We start from the raw sequence: 9238 nt of genomic DNA, 5'->3' as shown, positions 1-9238 counted from the left end.
CCCGGAAACCGCGACGGTCCTCCAGTCGACGCCGCCGCGGTTTCCGCTGATCGGACTGGGCGCCACGGTTTTTCGCCGACGCCGTGTTTTGACGGCGTATGATCGGCCGCGATGGGCACCCGGAGCCAGCCCCTGCAAGTTGTCACAACCGACTGGGACGTGTTTGTGCACGGCCTGGCCGGCTGCCTTGCGAAACTACCCTCCCGCGCCACCGTCATCCTCGCCGCGACCGGCAATCGCTACGTGCAATTCCAGCAGTTCGACATCAAACTCTCCGCCGAACTCACCGGCAATTACTATCTCGCCGAACCGATTTCCGAGACCGCCGACCGCCTCCTGCGCGAGCTGGGCTGGACCGCGCCCACCCTCCAGCACGAAATCGAGAACTGGCGCCGCACCATGCACTGGCCGATCACCCGCACCGGCTTCGAGGACCTGGCCCGCTCGGCTGCCCGCGGCCTGCACGAGGCCCTCGGCGTCCCCACCCCCGACGACCTGCGCGCCACCGGCTGGACCGAGACCACCGCCCTGGACCTCTCCGCGTTCGCCGCGCCGCCCCGCCGTTGATCTGCCTGCGGGCGGGGCATGCTCGGCTCTTCCGGTTCACGCGGGCCAGGTGGAGCGACCCCAATTGATCAGGGACACCATGTCGTCGCCGCTCGCGAGGGCATGGGCGAGATCGCCGTCGACGCTCTCCGCATCCGATACAACACCGCACAGCCGGACATGGCCGTCATCGAACCAGGAGAAGAAGAGCCCAGCCGCATTGCCGTGATCGAGACCGGCCTCGGTCTCGATGTACCGGCCGTTGTCGTCCTCGTGATCGTGCTCCACGCTCTGGTTGATCCGTACCGCCGGACGCGTCCCGCCACCCATGTCGGCCGGGTAGCCGATGCTGTGCCAGACCTGGAGCCCGCGCCAGTTGTCCGCGAACGAGGTGGCGCCCAGGAACCCGAGCTGATGGCCCATGGGCTCGAACAAGCGGCACAGCATGAAGTCGTGCCCGGCACCATATACGGTGTCGCGCTCGGCGTTGTAGTGCGCCAGATCGCTGACATCGCTCGAACCGAACGGCGCGTTCGGATCGGCGCCGCTGTCGAAGTGCGGCGAGAAGGTCATCCACCAGCTGCCCCGGGCGATGCTCCGGCTCGGCCGCAGAGTGTGCGCGGTCAGCATGAGCCGGCCGCCGACCAGCACGCCGGACCCCGCCATGCCGTCACTGTTGGTGACCCGCCCGGTCAGAATCCACGGCCAGGTGTGGTCGGTCAGCAGGTGCCGCCCGTCGCCGGTAGACGCGAACGGCGGCCGGCAGTCACCCGTGAGTCCGCGCGAATGCACCTGCAGTGCAACGGTTTCCGTGTGCGGGCGGGTGTGAACCGGCATATCCTTCGGCAGGAATCCGGCCAGTTGCCCCGGTGCGTGCTCGCCGCGTCCCCGGCGCGGCAGTGCGACCACGCCGCGACCGGTCCGCAGTGGCGTCGTCGCGGCTCTGGACCGACCGCTCCGCTCGAACTCGCCCGTGCAGGTCTCGAACTCCGCGGCAGTGAGCCGCCGGCGTTCCGAGAGACGCTTCATGGTGCATACCCCCCGAAATGAATGACGTACAGGGTTGTGACGACTACGATCCTGCGCCGAACGGGTCACACCGACACGGGTAGCGCGATACCTGAATCGGACGGCTGTTGCTACTCGCGCGGATCGGGCCGCAACCCGGCCGCGAGCCGCTTTCCGGATGACCAGAGCCCCGCCGCAGCTGCTGCGACGGGGCCCGGTTGCGGTGGTCTCAGCCCACCAGGTTGTGGTGGAGGCGGAGGATGGTGCCGGCGTCCACGCCCAGGCCCTTGGTGAGGAAGTGGTCGAAATCGCCGTACTGCTGGTTCATCTGGTCGACGGCGGTGTCCAGGTACTCGTCACTCACTACCTGCAGCGGGATCAGCAGGTCGGGGTTCTGCATGATCCCGGCCGCCTTCAGCTGGGCCCGCTGGGCGGCGTCGGCCGCGGCGCGGTACTGGTTCGACAGCAGGTAGTCCTGGCGCGCGATGGTCTCCGGTACACCTACCGCGCGCAGCAGCACATACGTCATCCAGCCGGTCCGGTCCTTGCCCGCCGTGCAGTGGTAGAGCGTCGCCCCGTTGGCGGCCGCGATGTCCTTGATGGTCTGACCGAACTTGGCCACCGAATCCGCGCTCAGGAAGCTGACATAGGCGTCCTTCATCATCTGCTCGGCCTTGCCGTCCCCGAGCGCGGCCTGTTGCTGCACCGGATCCTTGGATCCGATGGCCTGCGCCATCTTCAGGTACATGCCGCCGTCGTCGATGGGCCGCGCCACTGCGGTCAGCCCGGCCGGCAGCCGGTCCGCACCCTGCGCCTGCACCTCGGCCTGCGTGCGGAAATCGATCACCTTCTGAATGCCCAGCGTGCCCAGCTTCTGGACATCGGCATCGGTCAGCTTGTTCAGCGCATCGGCCCGAATCACCTTGCCGGACCTGGTCGGATCCCCGGTGTAGGTGACATACCCGCCCACATCCCGGACATTGACCGCCCCCTGCAGCGTGATCTGGGTGGCATCCGCCCGCATGATCGGTGCAGCCACGGCCGTCGGCAGCCCTCCCACACCGAGCACTGCGGTGGCAACAGCAGTCAAAGCGAACGCTGAAACACGAAGTTGTGCAAAACGTTTGGTTTTCACAGCCCGGGACGCTAGGGCTGCTTACGCGTCCCCCGCAGTCCTACCCACGGTTCCTCCCACCCACCGAACCTCCCACCCCACCCACCGGGACCACGCCTGGACCACCATAAATGCCCTTGTGCCCCAGTAATTTGCAAGCAACTATGGGCAAGTTACCCGGCTCGATACCCCTCGGAGGCGTCACGGCGTGGCTTCGAGGATTTCCTTGAGCTTCTTCAGATCCTGACGATTGGCATGCCGCATGGCCGGCACCATGAGCGGGCTGACGAAACGGGAGAATCCGGCAGGCTCACCGCGATTGCGCAGGGTCACCATGGTGGCGCCGCTCGCGGTGTTCTCGAACACGTACATGGTTTCCATCGGAAACGGTCCGTCAGCAGTCTGCATGACCAATAGGCGGCCCGGCTCGAACTCGGTCACCGCATAGGTGTAGGCGAGTGAACGGCCCAGGAACCGAGCCTCGAACGCCATCTCGGACCCGATCGCCAGCGGTCCCGGCGTCCGCACCGCCACCGACCCGATGTTCTTGTACCAGACCGGGGCGTTCGCCGGATCCATCGTGTACTCCGCGACCCGCCCCCGAGGCCGCGCGATCTCGATCGTGGTCACCACGTCCACAGGCATGCGCCGATCATAGGCCCGCACCCGGTCGTTTCGGGGTAGCGCACTACCCGCGTAACCTGCCCATTCACCGGGCGCGGCCACGCCCCGGGGCGGTCGATCCCGGCTGTGGCAACGTCCGGAAAGGGCGGAGCCCCAACCGCGATGCGGCTCGCCAGCGTGACCAGGCCCAGATGTGGTCGGCGGGATGGAATCGGGTGAGCACGAACGCGATGAGCAGGCGGCGGATCTCCGGTAGTGTGAACGCGATCATGTCTTGGTCAGTGTCGGTGAGTCCTCCTTTATCGCAACGGTTTTCGTTGCCGCGAGCCAGGCCAGGGCGAGCATGGACAGGGTGATGTGGGCGTACCAGGCCCGCCAGCTGCGGACCTGGTAGTGATCGAGCCCGGCCTCGCCCTTGGCTTGGCCGGGTAGGGTGGGCCGCGCAGCGAGCACCGAATGTGCACCAGAGTCCGAAATTCAGGCAGGCCCCGTCTACGATGGGACGGCTTGTCCGAGAACAGACCCAGAGGTGATCGTGGCTGGACTGACCGACCGGACCCCGGCAGCGGGGCGCCCGCGGACGCAGGGCGTCGAGGAAGCGGTTGTCAAGGCGACGATCCGCCGGCTCGTCGAGCACGGCTACCGCGGCATGTCGCTTGCGAAGATCGCCGCGGACGCGGGTACCACCCGGCCGACGGTGTACCTGCGCTGGGAAACCAAACAGGCACTGGTCGTGGACGCCGTGCGCCGCACACTGGAGCGGAAGCTGCCGGAGATGCCGAGTACGTGGAACGATCTTCCGGCCAAGGAGCGGCTGATCCGCCTGCTGGAGCTGCTGCATCCAAGCGACGAGCCCGAGCGGCGCCTGCTGCACGCAACCGTCCTCGCCGAGAGTCACCGCCTCCCCGAACTGGGCGAACTGCTAAGGGAGTGTCTTCTCGAACCCACGGTTCGAGAGATCACCAACCTGCTCGAGACGATGCGAGAACGCGGGGAGATCCGGGCCGACGTCGACTGCGCTCAGGCTGCGAAGATGCTGTACGGGATGCAACTCGTCGACCACTTCGAGACGGGTGGGACGTCCGCCGAATCCGAGAGGGACAGTGTCGAACTGCTCTGGCCACTGATCGGCCTCTCCGCAAGCGACGACACCGGCGCCTAGCCTTCGCCTGTCTCGGTGAGTCGAGTGTCACATTTCGTTAGCCGTGCAAATTACATTACTTGTCAGTACAGTCAAGTAATGGGGGCTGGGGTGGCCCGGCGGACGACCGGGCAGGGGCAGGACGATTCCCCCTCCCCTGGAACCACATTGGACCGATACAAAAGCTCGTGACAGAAGCTGGTGATGGAGTGAATACGAAGGAACCGGAAGACACCCAACAGAGGGCTGCTCGGCTGGAGGCCGAGCTCAGAGCGTCTGACCGTGAGTTCCAAGGCGCGCTGCCGATAGACACGGTCAGTGCGGCTGCGCGCGAACCCGGTCTGGGGCTGGCGCGGACCGTGGAACGGATCATGACCGGGTACCGGGATCGCCCAGCGGTCGCGCAGCGCCGAACAGAACTGGTGCGCGACCCCGAAACCGGGCGGAACACAGTGCATTTGCTGCAGGACTTCACAACCCGGACCTACGGCGAAGTATGGGAACGGGCGCGCGCTGTCGCGACCGGCTGGTCGGCGCAGGGCATCCGCCCCGCGGACTTCATCGCCACCATCGGTTTCACCAGCGCTGAATACCTGACGCTGGACCTGGCCACAACCTGCCTCGGCGCCGTCTCGGTTCCGCTGCAGCACAGTGCCAGCGTGTCCCAGCTTCAGGCGATCGTCGACGAGACCGGGCCGAATGTGATCGCGACGAGCCCCGCCTACCTCGGCAAGGCGATCGAACTGGCCCTCGCGGCGAAATCGAAACCACGGATCCTCGTCTTCGACAGCGATCCCGACCTCGACGAGGACCGCGAAGCGCTGGCGACGGCTGCCCGGCGCCTGGCCGGCACCGGCCAGGGCATCGATACCGTGGAAGAGATCGCGACCACCGGGGCGGGCCTGCCGACCGCGCCGCTGTTCACCCCCGAGCCCGGCGAGAGCCCGCTCACCCTGCTGATCTACACCTCAGGCAGCACCGGGACCCCCAAGGGGGTGATGTACCGCGACCACATGGTGCGCAGGATCTGGACCGGCGAGGCGATGGCCAACCGGAACAGCTCGGCGATCACGATCAACTACATGCCGATGAGCCACATGATGGGCCGGGCATCGCTCCTGGGCACGCTCAGCCGTGGCGGGCTCAACTACTTCACCGCACGCGCCGATCTCTCGACGCTGTTCGAGGACATCGCACTCGCGCGGCCGACCGAACTGGCCGCAGTGCCTCGCGTCTTCGACATGCTCTTCCAGATGTACCAGAGCGAACTGCACACGCGCGGTGCGGAATTCGACGACCACGAGCAACTCGACGCGGCCGTGAAAGCGGATCTCAGGGAACGCGTGCTCGGCGGACGGGTTCTGCACGGACGGGTAGGGAGTGCACCGATCTCCGCGGAGATGAAGGCGTTCGCCCAATCGTGTCTCGGTGTGCCACTGCAGGAGGGCTACGGCTCGACGGAGTCCGGCAGCGTGCTAGTGGACGGCAAACTGGACCGCCCCCCGGTGCTCGACTACAAGCTCGTCGATGTCCCCGAACTCGGGTACTTCGCCACCGACCGGCCACACCCGCGCGGCGAGTTGCTGATCAAGACCGAGAACATCTTCCCCGGCTACTACAACCGTCCCGACGTGACGGCCTCGATGTTCGACGACGACGGGTTCTACAAAACGGGCGACATCATGGCCGAAACCGGCCCGGAAGAGCTGCGCTACGTCGACCGGCGCAACAATGTGCAGAAGCTATCGCAGGGCGAGTTCGTCGCACTGTCCAAAGTGGAGTCGGTGTTCACCGCCAACCCGTCCATTCGCCAGATCTACCCCTACGGCAACAGCGAACGGCCGTATCTGCTCGCGGTGATCGTGCCGACCGAGCACGCGCTGGAACAGGCGGGCAGCGTGGACGCGCTCAAGCCGCGGCTGATAGAGGCGTTGCAGCAGACGGCAAAGGATGCCGAGCTCGAGCCCTACGAGATCCCGCGTGACTTCCTGATCGAAACCGAACCGTTCAGCATGGCCAACGGCCTGCTCTCCGACATCAGAAAGCTCCTGCGTCCCCGGTTGCGCGAACGCTACGGCGACCGGCTCGAACAGCTGTACACCGAGCTCGCGCACAGTGAAGCCGAGGAGCTTCGGACGTTGCGTGCAGACGGCCGGAACCAGCCGATATTCGAGACCATCGCCCGCGCGGCCCGGGCGATGCTCGGCTGCTCGGATTCGGAGACCCGTCCTGATGCGCGCTTCATCGACTTGGGAGGGGACTCGCTGTCGGCGCTGTCGTTCTCGAACCTGCTCAAGGACATCTTCGAGGTCGAGGTACCGGTCAGTGTGGTGATCAGCCCGGCCAACGACCTGCGCGCGATCGTAGATCACGTCGCGGCCCAACTGACCGACGCGGACACCCTGCCGACCTTCGCCTCGGTGCACGGTGCCGACGCAATCGAGATCAGGGCGAGCGATCTGCGCTTGGACAGGTTCATCGACCACGACACCCTGACAGCCGCCGAGCAGTTGCCGCCCCCGGCACACGCCGAACCCCGGACCGTGTTCCTGACCGGCGCGACCGGATACCTCGGCCGGTTCATGTGCCTCGACTGGCTCGAACGCCTCGCCGAACACGGAGGAAAACTGGTGTGCGTCGTGCGCGGAACCGACGACGCAGCAGCGCGCCGGCGGCTCGACGACACCTTCGACACCGGTGACGCCGAACTTCTTGATCACTACCGGAAACTGGCCGACCGGCATCTGGAGGTGCTCGCGGGCGACCTCGCCGCGCCACGGCTGGGACTCGACGAGCGCACGTGGAACCGGCTCGCCGAGGAAGTCGACGTGGTCATGCACCCGGGCGCACTCGTCAACCACGTACTGCCCTACGACCAGCTGTTCGGGCCGAACGTGTTCGGCACCGCCGAACTCATCCGGCTGGCGATCACCACCAGGCTCAAGCCGTTCACCAATATCTCGACCATCGGTGTCGCCGACCAGATGGAACCGGGACGGTTCGACGAAACCCCGGATATCCGCGAGATGAGCGCTGTACGGCACATCCACGACGGCTACGCCAACGGGTACGCGATGAGCAAATGGGCTGGGGAGGTTCTGCTCCGGGAGGCACACGACGCGTTCGGGCTACCGGTGACGGTATTCCGGTCGGACATGATCCTCACCCACAGCACCTACACCGGCCAGCTCAACGTGCCCGACATCTTCACCCGGCTCATGCTCAGCGTCGTGGCCACCGGCCTCGCACCGAAGTCCTTCTACAGCCTGCAGGAGGACGGCTCCCGCCCCCGCGCGCACTACGACGGGCTGCCCGTCGACTTCAGCGCCCAGGCTGTGGACACGCTCGGAATCCAGCACCGGGACGGTTATCGCACGTACCACCTGATCAACCCGCACGACGACAGCATCTCGCTCGACACCTTCGTCGACTGGCTCATCGACGCGGGCTACGACATCAAACGGGTGGACGACTACGGCGACTGGCTGGCCCGTTTCGAAACAGCGATCAAGGCCCTGCCGGAGAAACAGCGCCGACACTCCCTCCTACCGCTACTGCATTCCTATGAAAAGCCGCAAAACCCCGTGAACGGCGGAGTCGCACCGGCGGAGAAATTCCGGCTCGCCGTCAGCGAGACCGGAGTCGGCGACCGGCACGACATCCCGCAGATCAGCCCCGGACTGATCGTCAAATACATCAACGACCTCAACCAACTCGACCTGTTATGAGGCGTTCCGGGGTGGGGCACGTCACCAGGCCCCACCCCGGAACCTAGCCAACATCCCTGACATCGGTATCGACGGTCGGTATTGCGCGTTGCAACGGTTGCAGTTCAGTGCCAATGCCGTTAACTTACGCGCTGGTGTAGGCGGATCTCAGCGGGGCTGGTGTGGTTTATGTTCTTGTGCTGCAGGTCTTTTCGTGGGAACTTGTGACGACCGGCTCGTTTGATGACTCGGGGATAGCTGCGCTGTCGGCGTAGCGGGTTCGGTCGTTCGAGGATCTCGGTGATGGCGTTTGCGCCACGCGAAGAAGCCCGATGTCGAGACTCCCAGAAGCCGGGCCATCCGCACCACCTCGAACCGTTGCGGCGCGTCGATGGTGGTGTCAGTGAGGGTCACCGCCTCGGCCTTCGGGGCGGCGTACTGCCGGCGTCGATGCCCAGTTCGCGGGCGACATCGGCGATCGTGCGGCCGGAATCGATCACCCGATGGGCAGCCTCGACCTTGTACTCGGTCGAATACGACCGGCGCTTGCGAGGAGGCATAACGGACATCCTTCCAGCAGGACCCTCGCCCTGCTAAATCGGTGTCCACTACCCCGGGGGAACCTCAGTGCGCCAGTGGCCGGGGGAGCGCGTTGTGTCCGATGATTTCGGCAAGCCGGTGCCGCCCTGGCAGATTGAGCGGGCGATGCGCGAGATCAAGCCCGAGATCGCTGGCCTGCCCGAGGGATTCGGATTCCAGGACCTGCGCCACTACCTCGCGTCGCTGCTGATTGCGCACGGGGCCAACATCAAGGTCGTTCAGGCGCGAATGCGCCACAAGAACGCGAAGACCACTCTCGACACTTACGGGCACCTGTGGCCCGACACCGATGAATCCATTCGGCTCGTCATCGCCGGGGTCATCAAGGAACGGACCTCATCATCGGCCGGCGCATCCCGAGGGCAGTCATAGGCGATAGCCGATACAAGAAGCGGGGGGGGGGAGGGCGGGGGGGGGGGCAGGCGGGACCCCACCCCCCAGGCCCGGATCAGCTTGTGCGCGTAGGACCGCTGCATGTCCCACCGCTTCTCGACGTAC

9 protein-coding genes and 1 pseudogene are annotated in these 9238 nt (G+C 65.9%); 4 read left to right on the top strand and 6 right to left on the bottom strand.

The annotated features are described in order from the left end of the window. Window positions 1-111: 111 nt before the first annotated feature. Complete coding sequence (locus ACFXN1_RS49210) at window positions 112-567, top strand: hypothetical protein (RefSeq protein WP_379399819.1); 456 nt, start codon at window positions 112-114, stop codon at window positions 565-567. Between the two features lie 36 nt (window positions 568-603). Here ACFXN1_RS49210 and ACFXN1_RS49205 read toward each other — a convergent pair whose 3' ends face one another. The 5 genes and pseudogenes from ACFXN1_RS49205 to ACFXN1_RS49185 all read right to left on the bottom strand — a co-directional run. Then, window positions 604-1575: a hypothetical protein gene (locus ACFXN1_RS49205; protein ID WP_379440339.1), complete on the bottom strand. Its 972-nt coding sequence runs from the start codon at window positions 1573-1575 to the stop codon at window positions 604-606. Between the two features lie 208 nt (window positions 1576-1783). After that, the gene (locus ACFXN1_RS49200) at window positions 1784-2593 is read right to left on the bottom strand and encodes a tyrosine-protein phosphatase (protein WP_379440338.1); all 810 of its coding nucleotides are present in this window, start codon (window positions 2591-2593) and stop codon (window positions 1784-1786) included. A gap of 276 nt (window positions 2594-2869) precedes the next feature. After that, on the bottom strand, window positions 2870-3313 hold the full coding sequence (locus ACFXN1_RS49195; protein ID WP_379440336.1) for an SRPBCC family protein: 444 nt from the start codon (window positions 3311-3313) through the stop codon (window positions 2870-2872). A 64-nt stretch (window positions 3314-3377) separates the two neighbouring features. Then, window positions 3378-3563 (bottom strand): hypothetical protein, encoded by a 186-nt coding sequence (locus ACFXN1_RS49190; RefSeq protein ID WP_379440335.1) that lies wholly within the window; start codon window positions 3561-3563, stop codon window positions 3378-3380. Beyond that, window positions 3560-3715: pseudogene (locus ACFXN1_RS49185) on the bottom strand (IS701 family transposase); the annotation flags it as partial. The pseudogene ACFXN1_RS49185 and the gene ACFXN1_RS49190, both read right to left, overlap by 4 nt. 112 nt (window positions 3716-3827) lie before the next feature. Here ACFXN1_RS49185 and ACFXN1_RS49180 point away from each other — a divergent pair. Together ACFXN1_RS49180 and car are read left to right on the top strand one after the other, a co-directional pair. Next, on the top strand, window positions 3828-4454 hold the full coding sequence (locus ACFXN1_RS49180; RefSeq protein WP_379440333.1) for a TetR/AcrR family transcriptional regulator: 627 nt from the start codon (window positions 3828-3830) through the stop codon (window positions 4452-4454). Between the two features lie 188 nt (window positions 4455-4642). Next, on the top strand, window positions 4643-8161 hold the full coding sequence (gene car / locus ACFXN1_RS49175) for a carboxylic acid reductase (RefSeq protein ID WP_379440332.1): 3519 nt from the start codon (window positions 4643-4645) through the stop codon (window positions 8159-8161). A 389-nt stretch (window positions 8162-8550) separates the two neighbouring features. Here the strand turns inward: car and ACFXN1_RS49170 are convergent, their stop codons facing one another. After that, a complete protein-coding gene (locus tag ACFXN1_RS49170) occupies window positions 8551-8700 on the bottom strand; it encodes a transposase (RefSeq protein ID WP_379440330.1) in 150 nt (49 codons plus the stop codon). A gap of 94 nt (window positions 8701-8794) precedes the next feature. Here ACFXN1_RS49170 and ACFXN1_RS49165 point away from each other — a divergent pair, with 94 nt between their 5' ends. Further along, window positions 8795-9112, top strand: a complete 318-nt coding sequence (locus ACFXN1_RS49165; RefSeq protein ID WP_379440328.1) for a tyrosine-type recombinase/integrase — start codon at window positions 8795-8797, stop codon at window positions 9110-9112. The last annotated feature ends 126 nt before the right edge of the window (window positions 9113-9238 follow it).

Source organism: Nocardia sp. NPDC059154 (assembly GCF_042755705.1).
Taxonomy (GTDB): Bacteria; Actinomycetota; Actinomycetes; order Mycobacteriales; family Mycobacteriaceae; genus Nocardia.
Note: the sequence above shows the minus strand (reverse complement) of the source record. Positions and strands in the feature narration are given on the sequence as shown.

Coding starts and splice junctions, on each gene's coding strand:
- ACFXN1_RS49210 (WP_379399819.1), top strand. CDS start 112: ATGGGCACCCGGAGCCAGCCCCTGCAAGTTGTCACAACCGACTGGGAC.
- ACFXN1_RS49190 (WP_379440335.1), bottom strand. CDS start 3,563: ATGATCGCGTTCACACTACCGGAGATCCGCCGCCTGCTCATCGCGTTC.
- ACFXN1_RS49205 (WP_379440339.1), bottom strand. CDS start 1,575: ATGAAGCGTCTCTCGGAACGCCGGCGGCTCACTGCCGCGGAGTTCGAG.
- ACFXN1_RS49170 (WP_379440330.1), bottom strand. CDS start 8,700: ATGCCTCCTCGCAAGCGCCGGTCGTATTCGACCGAGTACAAGGTCGAG.
- ACFXN1_RS49195 (WP_379440336.1), bottom strand. CDS start 3,313: ATGCCTGTGGACGTGGTGACCACGATCGAGATCGCGCGGCCTCGGGGG.